This window comes from Pseudomonas sp. KUIN-1, assembly GCF_009176725.1.
Taxonomy (GTDB): Bacteria; Pseudomonadota; Gammaproteobacteria; order Pseudomonadales; family Pseudomonadaceae; genus Aquipseudomonas; species Aquipseudomonas fragariae.
The window spans coordinates 4,279,476-4,300,281 of sequence record NZ_AP020337.1 but is presented as its reverse complement, the minus strand read 5'-3'; the positions used below and the strand labels follow the sequence as shown (position 1 = coordinate 4,300,281).

At 61.4% G+C, this 20,806-nt stretch carries 1 protein-coding gene; it reads left to right on the top strand.

The window, feature by feature from the left end:
• The first annotated feature begins 615 nt into the window (after positions 1-615).
• Positions 616-20,610: a non-ribosomal peptide synthetase gene (locus tag KUIN1_RS19250; RefSeq protein WP_152092183.1), complete on the top strand. Its 19,995-nt coding sequence runs from the start codon at positions 616-618 to the stop codon at positions 20,608-20,610.
• The last annotated feature ends 196 nt before the right edge of the window (positions 20,611-20,806 follow it).

Genomic DNA, 20,806 nt, shown 5'->3' with positions numbered 1-20,806 from the left:
GCTAACGGGCTACTTGGGCACGGGGGCACCTACGGACTTCGGACTGTTCAGCATGACAGGCTTCAATGAAACCAAGCGGCTGGCCAGCCAATCGAGCAGCGCCTTGAGCAAAGTTCAAACCCCGAGCCCACCGATCAACCCAGCGCCTCCAGGTAAGGTTATATGCCCGCTTTTTGCTGTGACAAATGAAGCGAAAACGGTTTATTGAATGCGGGATGGTTGCACTGGTAATGCGGGACAAGCACTTTATTTCTGTTTTTCTCTTTGTAAGTGTCAACGCTATTATTGCAGGTCTAGCAGCTTATCCGGGGTCAGCGTCTTTTTTTCGTCGGTTCGGGCCGTTCACGACTTAGGGCAAAACAGAAACCCGCAGGCCGGAAGTATCAAGGTGCTACTAGCCGGTACTGTCGGCACATCGATGACATTCTCCCAAGCCCCTATGGCAGTCATGCAGACAGGGCAAGCCAGGTTCTGACATCCGGTTTATCTGCGACCAACTTGTGCTGTAACTACCGAGTTCTGTATGGAATTCGGCCAGCACTACAGGAATTCGGCAGGGCCGCGAACATCGTCACTCGACTCCCGAAAGGATATTAAAATCAGGGATGTTTACGCATGACGTCGTCACATCAACACGTATCGAACAACTCCAATGTCTCGTATGAACTATCCTCTGTACAGCAGGGTGTCTGGCTCGGTCAGATAGCGAATTCGGACATACCGCTGTACAACATCGGCATGACGCTGGAGATCAAAGGTGATCTCGATATTCCGATGTTCGAGAAGGCTATCAAGCTCGTTGCCAAGCATAACGATGCGCTACGGCTTGCCTTGTTCCAGGACGGTGATATAGCCCGGCAGAGGGTGCTGCCATCTGTCGATATCACACTCGCGCTCGTCGATTTTTCAGACTACGGTGACAGTGTCGAACGAGCGCAGGAATACCTTCAACACGCATTTTCCCGACCGTTCAATCCATTGGAAGGCATTCTTTGGGAGGCGCAGCTCGTACGGTGCAGTGCATCCCGTCACTACTGGCTGGGCCGCTACCATCATTTGGTCATGGACGGCGCAGGGGTGACGCTGTTTTGCCATGCAGTCGAAAAGGCCTACAACAATTTACTGGTGGGCATCGACGCGTTCGAGGAAGGCCCTTCCTACAGCGACTTCCTGGCCAAAGACCAGGCCTATCTGAATTCACCGCGTCTGGAGCGTGACCGGTTGTTTTGGCGCGAACGTTACGCACACATACCGCCATCCCTGCTGCAGTGGTCCGGCGACCATGCCGTGGGTTCGATGTGCAAGAGCGGTCATATTCGCTCGACGATCAAGCGTGACCTGTTCAATGCTGTGGCCGCGGTTGCCACCGAGCATGGCCTTTCTCCTGTCACGGTATTCTTTGCAGTCGTCAGTGCCTATTTTTCACGCGTCGGTGGTGCAGAAGAAGTCATCATCGGCATGCCCCTTCATAACCGCACGACGGCCCGCCAGAAGCAGACGATCGGGATGTTTTCTTCCGTCATCCCGGTCGGCGTACGGGTTGACCCCAATCGTTCCCTGCTCGAATTGATGGGCGATGTGGCCGCCGAATTGCGACGCTGCTACCGTCACGAGCACTTCCCGATTGCCGAACTGAATCGCGCTCTGAATATTGGCCATTCCAGGCGTAAGCAGATCTTCGATATAACGCTTTCATTCGAAAAATTTGACGCAGACTTTGTCTTTGGCGGCGCCCCTTCGAAGGCGATCAGGATGTACAGCGGCTTCGATCAGACGCCGCTCTCAATCGCTATCTGCGATTACTATTCGGATGAAGACGTAGTCGTTGACTTCAACTTCAATCTGGCCTGCTTTCGCCCGGACGAAGTTGAGCGGATTCGGGACCGCATTACGCTGCTCCTGGAGTCGGTTGCCGCTCATGAATCGACGCCGATTGGCCAGCTTGCGCTTATGGGGAAAGCGGAACGCCGGCAAGTGCTTGTCGAGTTCAACGCGACACATCAGGCCTTGCAACAGGATCTATTGGTCCATCAGCTTTTCGAACAGCAAGCGCAGCAGCAGCCTCAAGCGCTTGCACTGGTGTGCGGCGACGAGCGTGTGACGTACGCGGACCTCAACGAACGCAGCAATCAGTTGGCTGATGTCTTGCTGTCGCTGGGCATTGCTCCGGACGACCGCGTGGCGATCTGTGTGGAGCGCAGTGTGGAGATGGTGGCGGGCTTGCTGGGGATTCTGAAGGCGGGCGGTGCCTACGTGCCGCTGGACCCTGGGTATCCGCCGGAGCGGTTGCGCTACATGCTGGAGGACAGCGCGCCGATGGCGGTGCTGGTGCAGCGTACGACCCGGGACTTGCTGGGTGCGCTGGCGATGCCGGTGCTGGATCTGCAAAGCGTGAACCGGGCGGCTGAAGCCGAGCATGACTGCGTGTTGCCGACGGTCGCGCCACAGCACCTGGCTTATGTGATCTATACCTCGGGTTCGACCGGCCAGCCCAAGGGCGTGATGATCGAGCACCGCAATCTCGTGAACCTGGTGGCGTGGCATTGCGAGGCGTTCAATCTGACCCATCGCAAGCGGGTTTCGAGCGTGGCGGGCGTCGGTTTCGATGCTTGCGTCTGGGAGCTATGGCCAGCGCTGTGCGTGGGAGCCAGCCTGTCGCTGTTGCCTGGACAAGCGCTTGGCAATGATGTCGATGCGCTGCTGGGATGGTGGCGTCGGCAAGAACTGGATGTGAGCTTCTTGCCTACGCCGATTGCCGAGATTGCGTTCGCCCAAGGGATCGAGCCGGCGTCGCTGCAAACGTTGCTGATCGGTGGAGACCGGTTGCGTCAGTTTCCCAATCCGGATAGTCGGGTTGCGCTGATCAACAACTATGGTCCGACCGAGACCACGGTTGTGGCCACATCCGGTCTGATCGATGCAACGCAGTCGGTATTGCACATAGGCCGTCCGATAGCCAATACGCAGGTTTACCTGTTGGATGCGCACGGCCAGCCGGTGCCTATCGGGGTGAGCGGCGAGATTTATATCGGCGGCGCAGGGGTTGCCCGGGGTTATCTGAACAGGCCGGAACTGACGGCGGAGCGTTTTCTGGATGACCCGTTCAGTGCCGAACCGGAGGCGCGGATGTACAGGAGCGGCGATCTGGGACGCTGGTTGGCGGACGGCAACATCGAGTACCTGGGGCGCAATGACGATCAGGTCAAGCTCCGGGGAGTTCGTATCGAGCTGGGCGAGATCGAGGCGCAACTGAGACAGATCGCGGACATCAGGGACGCGGTGGTGATTGCCCAGGAGGATACGCCGGGTGAAAAGCGTCTGACGGCGTATTACACGATGCAGGAAGCTGCACAGGCGATTACGGCACAGACGTTACGTGCTGCCTTGCAGGCGAGGCTGCCGGAATACATGGTGCCAGCGGCCTATGTGAAATTGTCCGAATGGCCGCTGACACCGAACGGCAAGCTGGATCGGCGGGCATTGCCGGCGCCGGGGGACGACGCTTATGCCAGTCGTGACTACGAGGCGCCGGCAGGCGAAGTCGAGCGTGCGCTGGCGGATATCTGGCAGGAGCTGCTCGGTGTTGATCGGGCGGGGCGCAATGATCACTTCTTCGAGCTGGGTGGGCATTCGCTGCTGGCGATGAGGCTTATCTCCCTGGTCCGGCAGCGTTTGAACGTGGAGTTGGAACTGGCCGCGTTATTCGCCCATCCGCAGCTCGAGGCGCTTGCCTGCGTGGTGGCGCAGGCACAAAACAATACGCTGCCGCAGATTGTGCAAACGTCACGAGAGGCGCGACTGCCGCTGTCGTTTGCTCAGCAACGGTTGTGGTTTCTGGCGCAAATGGAAGGTGCCAGCGCTGCTTACCACATACCGGCGGGGCTGCGCATCGTCGGCGCGCTGGATGAGGCCGCCTTGCAGCGTGCGTTGAACCGCATTGTGGCGCGTCACGAAGTACTGCGCACAACGTTTGTCCAGACCGGGGATCAGGCCGTAGAGCTGTGCATCCATCCCGAGGAAACAGGCTGCCCGTTGCGCAAGTACGATCTTACGACGCATGCCGATAGCTCGAGTGAGTTGGCACGACTGATGGACGAAGAAGCCGTCGGGCGCTTCGATCTTCAGCAGGGACCGCTGATTCGAGGGAGTCTGGTTCGGCTGGGCGATCAAGAGCATGTGTTGCTGTTGACGATGCACCACATCGTATCGGATGGCTGGTCGATGGGCGTGTTGACGCGCGAGTTGGGAGCACTCTACGCGAGCGGTTGCCAAGCTGAGGCAGACCCGTTGCCGCAGTTGTCGATCCAGTACGCGGACTATGCGGTGTGGCAACGAGGCTGGTTGAGCGGTGCGGTATTGCACAAGCAAAGCACCTACTGGCAGACCGCTCTACTCGATGCGCCGGCATTGCTGATGTTGCCCTCTGATCGTGTCCGTCCGGCGCAGCAGGACTATACGGGCGATGCGGTGCCCGTGGTGCTGGATGCGACGCTGAGCCACGAGCTCAAGGCGCTGAGTCGGCGGCACGGCACGACCCTGTTCATGACATTGCTGGCGGGCTGGGCGACGGTATTGAGTCGTTTGTCGGGGCAGGATGAGGTGGTGATCGGTTCGCCGGTGGCGAACCGGATGAGCGCTGAGGTCGAGGGCCTGATCGGGTTTTTTGTCAATACCCTGGCGTTGCGCGTGAATGTGTCGAACGATCCGACGGTCGAGACATTGCTGAGTCGCGTCAAGGCCTGCACGCTGGCGGCGTATGAACACCAGGATCTGCCGTTCGAGCAGGTGGTGGAGTTGCTCAAGCCGGTGCGCAGCTTGTCCCATAGCCCGCTGTTCCAGGCGATGCTGTCGTGGCAGAACACGCCGCCGGCAGAACTGGCGTTGGCGGGGCTGGAGCTAACGCTGCTGGATTCGGTAGCACGCACCACCAAGTACGATGTGTCCCTCGACTTGGCGGAGGTGGAGGGACGGATCGTCGGTTCGCTGGAATATGCGACGGCGCTGTTCGACCGCGAGACGGCCCAACGCTACGTGGCGTATCTGGAACGGGTGCTGCGTGCGATGGTCGAGAACGAGCGCCAGGTTGTGGGCGCGATCGAGCTTTTGGGCGAAACCGAACGTCGGCAAGTGCTTGTCGAGTTCAACGCGACACATCATGCCTGGCAACAGGATCTATTGGTCCATCAACTTTTCGAACAGCAAGCGCAGCAGCAGCCTCAAGCGCTTGCACTGGTGTGCGGCAACGAGCGTGTGACATACGCGGACCTCAACGAACGCAGCAATCAGGTGGCTGATGTCTTGCTGTCACTGGGCATTGCTCCGGACGACCGCGTGGCGATCTGTGTGGAACGCAGTGTGGAGATGGTGGTGGGCTTGCTGGGGATCCTGAAGGCGGGCGGTGCCTACGTGCCGCTGGACCCTGGGTATCCGCCGGAGCGGTTGCGCTACATGCTGGAGGACAGCGCGCCGGTGGCGGTGCTGGTGCAGCGTACGACCCGGGACTTGCTGGGGGCGCTGGCAATGCCGGTGCTGGATCTGCAAAGCGTGAACCGGGCGGCTGAAGCCAGGCATGATCGTGTGTTGCCGACGGTCACGCCACAGCACCTGGCTTATGTGATCTATACCTCGGGTTCGACCGGTCAGCCCAAGGGCGTGATGATCGAGCATCGCGCCATTGTGAACCGCCTGTTGTGGGCACAGGACCAATATCGGCTGAGTCGCGAAGACCGCGTCTTGCAAAAGACACCGTTCGGTTTTGACGTGTCGGTCTGGGAATTTTTTCTACCTTTGCTCGCGGGTGCGCAATTGGTGATCGCGCGTCCGGGAGGTCATCAGGACCCCGAGTATCTGGCCGGGTTGATCGCAGACTCGGGTGTCACGATATTGCATTTCGTACCGTCCATGTTGCAGAGCTTCCTCAATCAGGCTGGCCCGCTGGCCTGTAGCACATTGCGGCAGGTGTTCTGTAGCGGCGAGGCGTTGCCCTATAGTTTGCAAAAGCACTTCGAGCAACGCTTTGCACATGTGCAATTGCATAACCTGTATGGCCCCACTGAAGCCGCTGTCGACGTCACCTACTGGCACTGTGTGCCCGACCTGCATGCGGGGATCGTGCCGATCGGCCGGCCGGTCGCCAATACCCGGATGTATCTGCTGGACCCGCACATGCAACCGGTCCCGGTTGGCGTCTGCGGCGAGATTTATATCGCGGGTATACAGCTCGCGCGCGGCTATTTGAATCGTGCTGCGCTGACTGCAGAGCGGTTCGTGAAAGACCGTTTCAGCAACGACCCGACGGCGCGGATGTACAGGAGCGGCGATTTGGGGCGTTGGCTGGCGGACGGCAATATCGAATACCTGGGACGCAACGACGATCAGGTCAAGCTCCGTGGCTTCCGTATCGAGCTGGGCGAGATTGAGGCGCAGCTGGCCGGGTGCCCTGGTGTCGGAGAGGCGGTGGTGATTGCCCGGGAAGACACGCCGGGTGATAAACGTCTGATCGCGTATTACACGACGCGAGAAGCGAAAGAGACTATTGCGGTGCAGACGCTACGGGCGGCCTTGCAGGCGAGTCTTCCGGAGTACATGGTGCCGGCCGCGTATGTGAAATTGCCGGGGTGGCCGCTGACACCTAACGGCAAGCTGAATCGCCGGGCGTTGCCTGTGCCGGAGGCTGACGCTTATGTGAGCCGCGGCTACGAAGCGCCGTGCGGGACGGTGGAGACGGCGCTTGCCGAAATCTGGCAAGAGCTGCTTGGTGTTGAACGTGTGGGTCGCCACGATCACTTCTTCGAGCTGGGTGGGCATTCGCTACTGGCCGTCAGTCTGATGGGCCGGATGCGTCAAGCGGGACTGTCGGCGGATGTGCGGATGCTGTTTGCCCAGCCAACCCTTTCGGCGTTTGCCGAGGTATTGGGTAACGGTCATGAGGTGGAAGTACCCGCCAACGGAATCGTGGTCGGGTGCACACGAATTACACCGTCGATGTTACCGCTCGCGGACCTGAGCGAGGACGCCATCGAGCGGATTGTGCGTGCTGTGCCAGGCGGGACGGCGAACGTCCAGGATATCTATGCACTGGCGCCACTGCAGGAAGGGGTGTTGTTCCACCACCTTGCGTCGGTCGAGGGTGACCCCTATCTGCTGAATACGCGTTTTGCGCTGCCAAGCGAAGATCACTTGAAGGCGTTTGTCCGGGCACTTCAGGGCGTGATTGCCAGGCATGACATCTTGAGAACAGCAGTGCTGTGGGAGGGGCTTGACGAGCCGGTTCAGACAGTCTGGCGCGAAGCGCCATTGGCCGTGGAGGCGTTGGCGCTGAAGGCGGCCGACGGAGACATCGAACAGCAACTCCAGGAGCGCTTCGACCCCAGGCATTACCGGCTGGATTTGACGAAAGCGCCCTTGATGAAGATGGCTTACGCCTACGACGAAGCGAATAGTCGCTGGGTGGCGATTCTGCTGTTTCACCACATGGTGCTGGACCATATGGCGCTGGAAGTGGTGCAACATGAGGTGCAGGCGGATCTGCTGGGGCAGGCAGCCGGACTGCCGGATTCGGTACCCTATCGCAATCATGTGGCGCAGGCGCGATTGGGCGTAAGCCAAGCGGCGCATGAAGCGTTCTTCCAGGAAATGCTCGGTCAGGTGACAGAACCGACGCTGCCATTCGGGTTGCACGATGTGCAGGGCGACGGTCGGGACATCAAGCAAGCCAGGCAGGCGGTTTCCGCAGATCTGGCGGGCAGGATCCGTCGGCAAGCCAGGAGCCTGGGCGTTAGTGCTGCCAGCCTGCATCATCTGGCCTGGGCGCAGGTGCTGGGGCGCACGTCGGGCCAGGAAGACGTGGTGTTCGGTACGGTGTTGCTGGGACGCATGCAGGGTGGCGATGGTGCCGACCGCTCGTTGGGGATGTTCATCAACACCTTGCCGTTGTGCTTGAACGTCGGTGAGCAAGGTGTGCGAGAGGGGGTGAAGGCCACGCATGCCCGCCTGACCGCGCTGCTCGGTCACGAACATGCGTCGTTGGCGCTGGCGCAACGCTGCAGCGCCATTGCTCCGCCGTTGCCGCTGTTCAGCGCGCTGCTGAATTACCGCCACAGCGCCGAGCCGCAAGTCTCGGACCAGGGAGACCGCGCCTGGAGCGGAATCGAGGTCCTGGGCTGGAATGAGCGAACCAACTATCCGCTGACACTGGCTGTGGACGATCTGGGCGAGGGCTTTGCGCTGACCGTTCAAGCCACGGCGGGGATCGATCCGCAGCGGGTATGTGCTTACATGGAGACGGCGCTGGAGAGTCTTGTCGACGCGCTGGAACACTCACCTGAGTCGTTGCTACGCAGTCTGGAGATGCTGCCGCGATCCGAGCGTCAGTTGCTGCAGGAGTGGAATGCGACGGCCGTGGATTATCCGCAAGGCGCCTGCGTCCATCAGTTATTCGAAGCGCAAGTGGAAAAGACGCCAGAAGCGATTGCGCTGGTATTTGAGGCGCGCACCTTCACTTATGCGCAACTGAATGCGCGCGCCAACCAGTTGGCGCATCATCTGATCGGGTTGGGCATCGGGCCGGATGACCGGGTGGCGATCTGCGTAGAACGCAGCCCGGAAATGGTGGTGGGCTTGCTGGGGATCCTGAAGGCGGGCGCTGCCTACGTGCCGCTGGACCCGGCGTATCCGGAGCAGCGGTTGCGCTACATGCTGGAAGACAGCGCGCCGGCGGCGGTGCTGGTGCAGAGCGCGACCCGGGCGTTGCCGGGCGAGTTGGCGGTGCCGCTGCTGGACCTGGAAGGCGGGTGCTGCGAAGCTGAGGCTGACCATGATCCATTGGCGCGAGCCGTCAAGCCGGATCATCTGGCCTATGTGATCTATACCTCAGGCTCGAGCGGCCAACCCAAGGGCGTGTTGATCGAGCAAAGGGGCTTTCTAAACCTGATGCACTGGTATCTGGCCGAGCTGAAGCTGGCGTCCGATGATGCCGTGCTGCTTGTTTCCTCCTATAGCTTCGATCTGACGCAAAAAAATATTCTCGGTCCGTTATTGGTCGGTGGAACACTGCACCTGGCCAGAGAAGCTTTCATTCCCGAAGTGCTGCTGGAGCAGATTCAACGCGAGCGTATTACCCATATCAATCTTTCACCCAGTGCGTTCAACACGCTCATCGATGCAAACGATTCAAGACAGCTCGACAGCATTCGCCGGGTGGTACTGGGCGGAGAGCCTATTCAAGTCGCCAGGCTGGAAATGCTTCCCGAGCCGAGGCCCGAATTCATTAACAGTTACGGGCCCACGGAGTGTAGCGACGTGGTGGCCTGGCATAGACTGGATGACGATATCGACTGTTATCGGTCTTCGGTATTTCCAATCGGCCGTCCGATCGCGAACACACGGATTTACCTGCTGGATTCACAGGGCCTGCCGGTACCGATCGGGGTCATTGGCGAGATCCATATCGGCGGCGCGGGGGTTGCCCGTGGCTATCTGAATCTGCCGGAACTGACGGCGGAGCGGTTCCTGGATGACCCGTTCAGTGCCGAGCCGACAGCGCGGATGTACAGGAGCGGCGATCTGGGACGCTGGCTGTCGGACGGCAATATCGAGTACCTGGGGCGCAACGACGATCAGGTCAAGATTCGGGGTTTCCGTATCGAGCTGGGCGAGATCGAGTCGCAGCTGGCGGCTTGCTCCGAAGTCAGGGAGGCGGTGGTGCTGGTGCGCGAGCACCGTCCCGGCGACAAACGCCTGGTGGCGTACCTGACGGCGCAGGAAGGTGCCGTGTTGTCGGCGGCACAGTTGCGCGAGCAACTGTCGCAAGGGCTGGCGGAGTACATGATCCCGAGCGCCTTTGTAACGCTGGCGCGTTTCCCGCTAACGCCGAACGGCAAGCTGGATCGACGCGCATTGCCAGCACCGGAGGACGACGCTTATGCCAGTCGTGGTTACGAGGCGCCTGCTGGTGAAATCGAGCATGCGCTGGCGCAGATCTGGCAGACGTTGCTGGGGCTGGAGCGGGTAGGGCGTCATGACCACTTCTTCGAACTGGGCGGCCATTCGTTGCTGGCGGTGCAGCTGGTTTCGCGCCTGCGTCAGCGCTTCGAAGTCGAAGTGGCACTGCGGGATGTGTTCGCCGAGCCGACGCTGCAAGGTCTGGCACGTCAGGTGGCGAACGCCCGGCTATCGGCGCAGACGTCGTTGACGCCGGTGGATCGCAATCTGCCATTGCCGCTGTCGTGGGCGCAACAACGCTTGTGGTTCCTCGATCAACTGGACCGGGCCGCGGGAGCCGCTTATCACATCCCGGCGGGGCTGCGCTTGCGCGGCCGATTGGACAGCGACGCCTTGCAGGCCACGCTGGACCGGATCGTTGCGCGCCACGAAGCACTGCGCACCCACTTTGCCTTGCACGAGGGCCAGGCGATCCAGGTGATCGCGCCGGAGACCCAGGGTTTCGCCCTGGTCACTCATGACCTGCGCGCTCTGGACAGCGCAGCGCAACACGAGGCGGTGCAGCAGCTCGCTGGCGAGGAGGCGCTGGCGCCGTTCGACTTGTCGAGGGGGCCGCTGATTCGCGGACGGCTTGTGCAACTGTCGGAGACGGAGCACATCCTGCTGGTGACGCAGCACCATATCGTTTCGGACGGTTGGTCGACGGGCGTTCTGCTGCACGAAATCGGTACGTTGTACCGGGCCTTCAGCCAGGGGCTGGCCGACCCTCTGCCGGCACTGGCCTTCCAGTATGTCGACTACGCGGCGTGGCAGCGGCGGTGGCTGCAGGGCGAAACCCTGCAAACGCAGGTCGACTTCTGGCGGCAGCACCTGAGCGGCGCACCGGCCTTGCTGGAGCTGCCAACCGACCACCGTCGCCCACCGTTGCGCAGTTACGCAGGCGGAAGGGTGAGCCTGGCCCTGAGCCCGGCATTGACGGCAGGGTTGCGGCAGTTGGGTCAGCGTCACGGTGCGACGCTGTTCATGACCTTGCTGGCGGGCTGGTCGAGTCTGTTGAGCCGTTTCAGCGGGCAGGACGATGTGGTGATCGGCACGCCGGTGGCAAATCGTCCGCGCAGCGAACTGGAGTCGCTGATTGGCTTCTTCGTCAACACACTGGCGCTGCGCATCCGGCCGCAAGGGGGCCTGAGCGTGGCGGCGTTGCTGGAGCAGGTCAAGGCGGTCATGCTGGCGGCGCATGCGCATCAGGACCTGCCGTTCGAGCAGGTGGTGGAGGCGCTGCAGCCCCCGCGCAGCCTGGGCCATAGCCCGATCTTCCAGGTCATGCTGGCGCTGAACAACACCCCGGGCGGCGGCGAACTCAGCCTGCCGGAGCTGAGCCTGGAGCCGCTGCAAGCACCGCACACGACGGCCCAGTTCGACCTGTCGCTTGCGCTGGTCGAGGCGGATGGCGGGTTGATCGGCTCTCTGGAATACGCGAGCGATCTGTTCGAACGTGCGACGATCGAGCGGATGGCGGGGCACCTGCAGGTACTTCTGGAAGGCATGGTGGCGGATGACCAGCAAGCGGTCGCAGAACTGCCGCTGCTGTCCTGCGAGCAACGTCGGCAGGTACTGGAGTCGTTCAACGATACGGCAGCGGCCTACCCGGCGGAAAAATTGCTCCATCAACTGTTCGAGGAGCAGGCGGCGCAACAACCGGATGCCTTGGCGGTGGTTGATGAAACCGCAAGCCTGACCTATGGCGAACTCAACGCCCGGGCGAATCGACTGGCACATTATCTGATCGGCCTGGGTATCCAGCCGGATGATCGGGTCGCGATCTGTGCGCAGCGCAGCCTGGAAATGGTGGTGGGCTTGCTGGGTATTCTGAAGGCGGGCGGTGCGTATGTGCCGCTGGACCCTGGGTATCCGCCTGAGCGATTGCGCTACATGCTGGAAGACAGCGCGCCGGTAGCAGTGCTGGTGCAAGAGGCGCTGCAGGAATGCCTGCCGGCGGTGAATGTGCCGCAGGTCGTGATGGACAGCGTGGACCTGTCCTCAGGGACCGGTGGGCTGCCGTGTGGCAATCCGGATCTTGATGCCCCGGGGCTGGCGTCGGGAATGCCGGCTTATGTGATGTATACATCCGGCTCCTCGGGAGTGCCGAAGGGCGTGCTGATTGAGCACCGCAGTGTGCTGCGTCTGGTTATCAATAATCCTTATGCCAGGATCACCACAGAGGATTGCGTTGCGCATGGCGCCAATACGGCCTTCGACGCTTCGACCTGGGAAATCTGGAGTGCGCTGCTCAATGGGGCGAAACTGTTGGTTGTGTCTCAGGCGACGCTGCTCAATCCCGCGCGCTTGAACCATGTATTGATTGAAGGTGGCGTGACCGCTTTATGGTTGACTGCTGGATTGTTCAATGAATATGTCAATGTACTCGCCGTTGCCTTCTCAAAGCTGCGATATCTCCTGGTCGGTGGCGATGTGCTCGATCCAGTGAGCGTTGCGAAGGTTTTGTCCCGCGCCCATCGCCCGAGGCATCTGATCAATGGCTATGGACCAACGGAAACAACGACCTTTGCCAGCACCTATGAGATCCATGCGCTGTCCGACAATTCGCGCTCGATTCCTATTGGCCGCCCCATCGGCAACACACGCATTTACCTATTGGATGCACACGGCCAGCCGGTGCCCATCGGGGTCAGCGGCGAGATTCATATCGGCGGTGCGGGGGTTGCCCGGGGCTATCTGAATATGCCGGAACTGACGGCGGAGCGGTTCCTGGATGACCCGTTCAGTGCCGAGCCGACAGCGCGGATGTACAGGAGCGGCGATCTGGGACGCTGGCTGTCGGACGGCAATATCGAGTACCTGGGGCGCAACGACGATCAGGTCAAGATTCGGGGTTTCCGTATCGAGCTGGGCGAGATCGAGTCGCAGCTGGCGGCTTGCTCCGAAGTCAGGGAGGCGGTGGTGCTGGTGCGCGAGCACCGTCCCGGCGACAAACGCCTGGTGGCGTACCTGACGGCGCAGGAAGGTGCCGTGTTGTCGGCGGCACAGTTGCGCGAGCAACTGTCGCAAGGGCTGGCGGAGTACATGATCCCGAGCGCCTTTGTAACGCTGGCGCGTTTCCCGCTAACGCCGAACGGCAAGCTGGATCGACGCGCATTGCCAGCACCGGAGGACGACGCTTATGCCAGTCGTGGTTACGAGGCGCCTGCTGGTGAAATCGAGCATGCGCTGGCGCAGATCTGGCAGACGTTGCTGGGGCTGGAGCGGGTAGGGCGTCATGACCACTTCTTCGAACTGGGCGGCCATTCGTTGCTGGCGGTGCAGCTGGTTTCGCGCCTGCGTCAGCGCTTCGAAGTCGAAGTGGCACTGCGGGATGTGTTCGCCGAGCCGACGCTGCAAGGTCTGGCACGTCAGGTGGCGAACGCCCGGCTATCGGCGCAGACGTCGTTGACGCCGGTGGATCGCAATCTGCCATTGCCGCTGTCGTGGGCGCAACAACGCTTGTGGTTCCTCGATCAACTGGACCGGGCCGCGGGAGCCGCTTATCACATCCCGGCGGGGCTGCGCTTGCGCGGCCGATTGGACAGCGACGCCTTGCAGGCCACGCTGGACCGGATCGTTGCGCGCCACGAAGCACTGCGCACCCACTTTGCCTTGCACGAGGGCCAGGCGATCCAGGTGATCGCGCCGGAGACCCAGGGTTTCGCCCTGGTCACTCATGACCTGCGCGCTCTGGACAGCGCAGCGCAACACGAGGCGGTGCAGCAGCTCGCTGGCGAGGAGGCGCTGGCGCCGTTCGACTTGTCGAGGGGGCCGCTGATTCGCGGACGGCTTGTGCAACTGTCGCAGACGGAGCACATCCTGCTGGTGACACAGCACCATATCGTTTCGGACGGTTGGTCAACGGGCGTTCTGCTGCACGAAATCGGCATGTTGTACCGCGCCTTCAGCCAGGGGCTGGCCGACCCTCTGCCGGCACTGGCCTTCCAGTATGTCGACTACGCGGCGTGGCAGCGGCAATGGTTGCAGGGCGAAACCCTGCAAACGCAGGTCGATTTCTGGCGGCAGCACCTGAGCGGCGCACCGGCCTTGCTGGAGCTGCCAACCGACCATCGCCGCCCACCGTTGCGCAGTTACGCAGGTGGAAGGGTGAGCCTGGCCCTGAGCCCGGCATTGACGGCGGGGTTGCGACAGTTGGGCCAGCGTCACGGTGCGACGCTGTTCATGACCTTGCTGGTGGGCTGGTCGAGTCTGTTGAGCCGCTTCAGCGGGCAGGATGATGTGGTGATCGGCACGCCGGTGGCGAATCGTCCGCGCAGCGAACTGGAGTCGCTGATCGGCTTCTTCGTCAACACACTGGCGCTGCGCATCAGGCCGGAAGGGCGCCTGAGCGTGGCGGCGTTGCTGGAGCAGGTCAAGGCGGTCATGCTGGCGGCGCATGCGCATCAGGACCTGCCGTTCGAGCAGGTGGTCGAGGCGCTGCAACCCCCGCGCAGCCTGGGCCATAGCCCGATCTTCCAGGTCATGCTGGCGCTGAACAACACCCCGGGCGGCGGCGAACTCAGCCTGCCGGAGCTGAGCCTGGAGCCGCTGCAAGCGCCGCACACGACGGCCCAGTTCGACCTGTCGCTTGCGCTGGTCGAGGCGGATGGCGGTTTGATCGGCTCTCTGGAATACGCGAGCGATCTGTTCGAGCGTGCGACGATCGAGCGGATCGCGGGGCACCTGCAGGTACTTCTGGAAGGCATGGTGGCGGATGACCAGCAATCGGTCGGAGAACTGCCGCTGCTGTCCTGCGAGCAACGTCGGCAGGTACTGGAGTCGTTCAACGATACGGCAGCGGCCTACCCGGCGGACACGTTGCTCCATCAACTGTTCGAGGAACAGGTGGCACAACAACCGGATGCCCTCGCGGTGGTCGATTACGCCGGAAGCCTGACCTATGGCGAACTCAACGCGCGGGCGAATCGACTGGCACATTATCTGATCGGCCTGGGTATCCAGCCGGATGATCGGGTCGCGATCTGTGCGCAACGCAGCCTGGAAATGGTGGTGGGCTTGCTGGGTATTTTTAAGGCAGGTGGTGCATATGTGCCGCTTGACCCTGCGTATCCGGAGCAGCGGTTGCGCTACATGCTTGAGGACAGCGCACCGGTGGCGGTGCTGGTGCAGGCCGAGACCCGGAGGTTACTGGGCGAGTTGGCGGTGCGGACGCTCGATCTGCAAGAGGGCGACTGGGAGGTTGAACCTGAACACAATCCCGTGGTGCCGGCCATCACGCCGCAGCACCTGGCCTATGTGATTTATACCTCGGGTTCCTCCGGTAAACCCAAAGGCGTGGGCGGTCCACATCAGGCCATGGTTAACCGTCTTTACTGGATGCATAACACTTTCGGTGGTCAGCGACTCGAAAAGCATGCACAAAAAACGTCGATCAGTTTTCTTGATTCGGTGACTGAAACGCTGATGCCCTTACTGTTTGGCGCGCAACTGCATATCGTGTCGCCGCTGGCCTCCAGGGATCCGCTACAGCTATGGCAGGCGGTTACAGAGCATCAGTTGACCCGTCTGGTTCTTGTCCCTTCACTGCTGGAAGAACTGTCGAGAATAGAGAACCGACAAGTTTCGCCAGAAAAGCGGCTGATCGTTTGCAGTGGCGAGGTGTTTTCGTCCTCCCTGCTTGCTCGCACTCGCGCCTGGTTACCTTCGGCCACGATACTGAATTTCTACGGTTCGTCGGAAGCGGCGGGTGACTCTACTTTTTACCTGTGCGACAGCGCTGTTCAAGCGGGTCATTCACTTCCGATAGGCCGTCCGATCGCGAATACACGGATTTACCTGCTGGATGCACATGGCCAGCCGGTACCGATCGGGGTCATTGGCGAGATCCATATCGGCGGTGCGGGGGTTGCCCGTGGCTATCTGAATATGCCGGAACTGACGGCGGAGCGGTTCCTGGACGACCCATTCAGTGCCGAGCCGACAGCGCGGATGTACAGGAGCGGCGATCTGGGGCGCTGGCTGGCGGACGGCAATATCGAGTACCTGGGGCGCAACGACGATCAGGTCAAGCTCCGGGGTTTCCGTATCGAGCTGGGCGAGATTGAGTCGCAGCTGGCGGCTTGCCCCGGGGTCAGGGAGGCGGTGGTAGTGGCGCGCGAGCACCGTCCCGGCGACAAACGCCTGGTGGCGTACCTGACGGCGCAGGAAGGCGCCGTGTTGTCGGCGGCGCAGTTGCGCGAGCAGCTGTCGCAAGGGCTGGCGGAATACATGATTCCGAGTGCCTTCGTAACGCTGGCGCGTTTCCCGCAAACGCCGAGCGGCAAGCTGGATCGTCGGGCATTGCCGGCGCCGGAGGACGACGCTTATGCCAGCCGTGATTACGAGGCGCCGGCAGGTGCAGTCGAGCATGCGCTGGCGGAGATCTGGCAGGCGTTGCTGGGGCTGGAACGTGTGGGTCGTCATGACCACTTCTTCGAGCTGGGTGGCCATTCTTTACTGGCGGTGCAACTGGTTTCGCGTCTGCGTCAGCGCTTCGAAGTCGAGGTAGCACTGCGGGATGTGTTCGCCGAGCCGACGCTGCAAGGTCTGGCACGTCAGGTGGCGAACGCCCGGCTCTCGGCGCAGACGCCGTTGACGCTGGTCGACCGCGATCTGCCATTGCCGCTGTCGTGGGCGCAGCAGCGCTTGTGGTTCCTTGATCAACTGGACCGGGCGGCGGGAGCCGCCTATCACATCCCGGCGGGACTGCGCTTGCGCGGCCGTTTGGACAGCGAGGCCTTGCAGGCCACGCTGGACCGGATCGTGGCGCGCCACGAAGCACTGCGCACCCATTTTGCCTTGCACGAGGGCCAGGCGATCCAGGTGATCGCGCCGGCAACCCAGGGGTTCGCCTTGGTCACTCATGACCTGCGCGCTCTGGACAGCGCAGCGCAACACGAGGCGGTGCAGCAGCTCGCTGGCGAGGAGGCGCTGGCGCCATTCGATTTGTCGAGCGGTCCGCTGATTCGCGGACGGCTTGTGCAACTGTCGGAGACGGAGCACATCCTGCTGGTGACGCAGCACCATATCGTTTCGGACGGTTGGTCGACGGGCGTTCTGCTGCACGAAATCGGTACGTTGTACCGGGCCTTCAGCCAGGGACTGGCCGACCCTCTGCCGGCACTGGCCTTCCAGTATGTCGACTACGCGGCGTGGCAGCGGCAATGGTTGCAGGGCGAAACCCTGCAAAAGCAGGTCGATTTCTGGCGGCAGCACCTGAGCGGCGCACCGGCCTTGCTGGAGCTGCCAACCGACCATCGCCGCCCACCGTTGCGCAGTTATGCCGGCGGACGGGTGAGCCTGGCCCTGAGCCCGGTATTGACGGCAGGGTTGCGGCAGTTGGGTCAGCGTCACGGTGCGACGCTGTTCATGACCTTGCTGGCGGGCTGGTCGAGTCTGTTGAGCCGTTTCAGCGGGCAGGACGATGTGGTGATCGGCACGCCGGTGGCAAATCGTCCGCGCAGCGAACTGGAGTCGCTGATCGGCTTCTTCGTCAACACACTGGCGCTGCGCATCCGGCCGCAAGGGCGCCTGAGCGTGGCGGCGTTGCTGGAGCAGGTCAAGGCGGTCATGCTGGCGGCGCATGCGCATCAGGACCTGCCGTTCGAGCAGGTGGTGGAGGCGCTGCAACCACCGCGCAGCTTGGGCCATAGCCCGATCTTCCAGGTCATGCTGGCGCTGAACAATACCCCGGGCGGCGGCGAACTCAGCCTGCCGGAGCTGAGCCTGGAGCCGCTGCAAGCGCCGCACACGACGGCCCAGTTCGACCTGTCGCTTGCGCTGGTCGAGGCGGATGGCGGGTTGATCGGCTCTCTGGAATATGCGAGCGATCTGTTCGAGCGTGCGACGATCGAGCGGATGGCGGGGCACCTGCAAGTGCTCTTGGAAGGCATGGTGGCGGATGATCAACAGTCGGTCGGAGAACTGCCGCTGCTGTCCTGCGAGCAACGTCGGCAGGTACTGGAATCGTTCAACGATACGGTAGCGGCCTACCCGGCGGACACGTTGCTCCATCAACTGTTCGAGGAGCAGGCGGCGCAACAACCGGATGCCCTGGCGGTGGTTGATGAAACCGGAAGTCTGACTTATGGCGAACTCAATGCCCGGGCGAATAGACTGGCACATTATCTGATCGGCCTGGGTATCCAGCCGGATGATCGGGTCGCGATCTGTGCGCAGCGCAGCCTGGAAATGGTGGTGGGCTTGCTGGGTATTCTGAAGGCGGGCGGTGCGTATGTGCCGCTGGATCCTGGGTATCCGTCGGAGCGGTTGCGCTACATGCTGGAGGACAGCGCGCCGGTGGCGGTGCTGGTGCAGGGCGAGACCCGGACGTTGCTGGGTGAGTTGGCGGTGCGGACCCTCGATCTGCAAGAGGGCGACTGGGAAGTTGAACCTGAACACAATCCTGTAGTGCCGGCCATCACGCCGCAGCACCTGGCCTATGTGATCTATACCTCGGGTTCCACTGGTAAACCCAAAGGCGTGGCCAACCAGCATGACGGCGTCGTCAACCGGTTGTGGTGGGCGCAGAGCGAATACCGGATTGGAGCCGACGATCGTGTCTTGCAGAAGACTCCCTTTGGCTTCGACGTATCGGTCTGGGAGATCTTCCTGCCTCTGCTGGCCGGGGCACAACTGGTCATGGCCCGCCCCGGCGGGCATCAAGACCCTCACTACCTGATGGAGGTGATCGAGCGCCGAAGCATCAGCATGCTGCACTTTGTTCCTTCCATGCTGCAGGCCTTCGTCAATCAGACGCCAGCAGGGCGGTGTTCGACGCTCAAGCGAGTACTTTGCAGTGGTGAAGCGCTGCCGCATGCTTTGCTATTGCAAGGCCAGGCACATTTCCCGAAAAGCGAGTTGCACAATCTGTACGGCCCCACCGAAGCAGCCATTGACGTTACTGCATGGCATTACGTGGCAGAGCAGGATATCGGTATCGTTCCGATCGGCCGTCCGATAGCGAATACACAGATTTACCTGTTGGATGCGCACGGCCAGCCGGTACCCATCGGGGTCAGCGGCGAGATCCATATCGGCGGTATCGGGGTTGCCCGTGGTTATCTGAATCGGCCGGAATTGACGGCGGAGCGTTTCCTGGAGGATCCGTTCAGTTCCCAGCCGACAGCGCGGATGTACAGGAGCGGCGATCTGGGGCGCTGGCTGGCAGACGGCAATATCGAGTACCTGGGGCGTAACGACGATCAGGTCAAGCTCCGGGGCTACCGTATCGAACTGGGCGAGATCGAGTCGCAGCTTGCGGGTTGCCCCGGGGTCAGGGAGGCGGTGGTACTGGCGCGCGAGCACTGTTCCGGAGACAAACGCCTGGTGGCGTATTTGACGGCGCAGGAAGGCGCCGTGTTGTCGGCGGCACAGTTGCGCGAGCAACTGTCGCAAGGGCTGGCGGAGTACATGATTCCGAGTGCCTTTGTAACGCTGGCGCGTTTCCCGCTAACGCCGAACGGCAAGCTGGATCGACGGGCATTGCCAGCACCGGAGGATGACGCTTATGCCAGTCGTGGTTACGAGGCGCCGGTAGGTGAAATCGAACATGCGCTGGCGGAGATCTGGCAGGCATTGCTGGGGCTGGAGCGGGTGGGTCGCCATGACCACTTCTTCGAACTGGGCGGGCATTCGCTGCTGGCGGTGCAACTGGTTTCGTGCCTGCGTCAGCGCTTCGAGGTCGAAGTGGCATTAGGCGATCTGTTCATGCACCCGACAATCTGTGAACTTGCCGCGTCTTGCCATAGCGGTTTGAACAAGGCTCTGCATCCGAATCTAACCACCCTTCGCAAAGAGGGGGCTCAACATCCGTTGTTCCTCATTCATGAAGGCTCAGGGGATATCGGCTATGCCCAACAGTTGGCAAAGCAAATTCCCTCTGACATTCCGGTGTATGGATTTTCGGCGAGCGGACTGCAAAGTGGAGAGGAACACCTCACCACTATCGAGGCAATGGCCTCACGCTACATTGAGGGTATCCGCCATATACAGCCACAGGGGCCGTATCGCGTGGCCGGCTGGTCTGCCGGGGGAACGATCGCCTATGAAATTGCCCATCAACTGACAGGGGCCGGTGCTACGGTAGAATTCCTCGGGCTTGTCGACACCACCAGCGACTATCGGCATTTGTTTGATGCGCAGGAGGGTGGGTACGCTCATCTCGATGAGAGGCCGGATTTCGACGAGATCGAGGCCTTGTTGAGACTTCTGCCGCCGGATGTACGTCAGGGGCCTGTCAGACACTTGGCTGCTGCTCGGGATTTCGAGGCCTTGTTGGCTTATACGCAAGTTCAAGGTCTGCTTCCTGAAGGTATAGAGAGTGATCTTGCAAAAAGATACCTGGCACTGATCCGCAGTATCGGTCTGGCGCTCTACCGTTACAGGCCGCCCGCGCTACCGGTGCGTGTCACTTTATTCTCAGCAATGGGAGAAAACCGTAGTGATATCAGCATGGGTTGGGAGGCGCTGATGCCCAAGGAGCAGTTGCAAGTCATCTCTATCATGGGAACTCATCACTCCATTGTGAAAGAGCCGGACATTCGCGAGCTGGGGCGGGCGATCCTTGAGGCAGTTACCAATAAGGGGAGGGCCAGCCAAACCAGATTGTCTTTGGAAACCGTTTAGTTTCGTTTGACCTTCCCTTTGCCATCACCCGTCGTCCTGGTCTTTGCCGTCTGGGATGATGGCCGAGAGGAAGGTCAGGCAAGGCAAAAACAGGCGAGGCTCGGCCGGAGTCGCGTTCGACCGGAATTAACCGAGTCAAACCTCACGTTTCTGCCGAAACAAAAATAAAAAAGGCTGCCAGTTGGCAGCCCTTTTC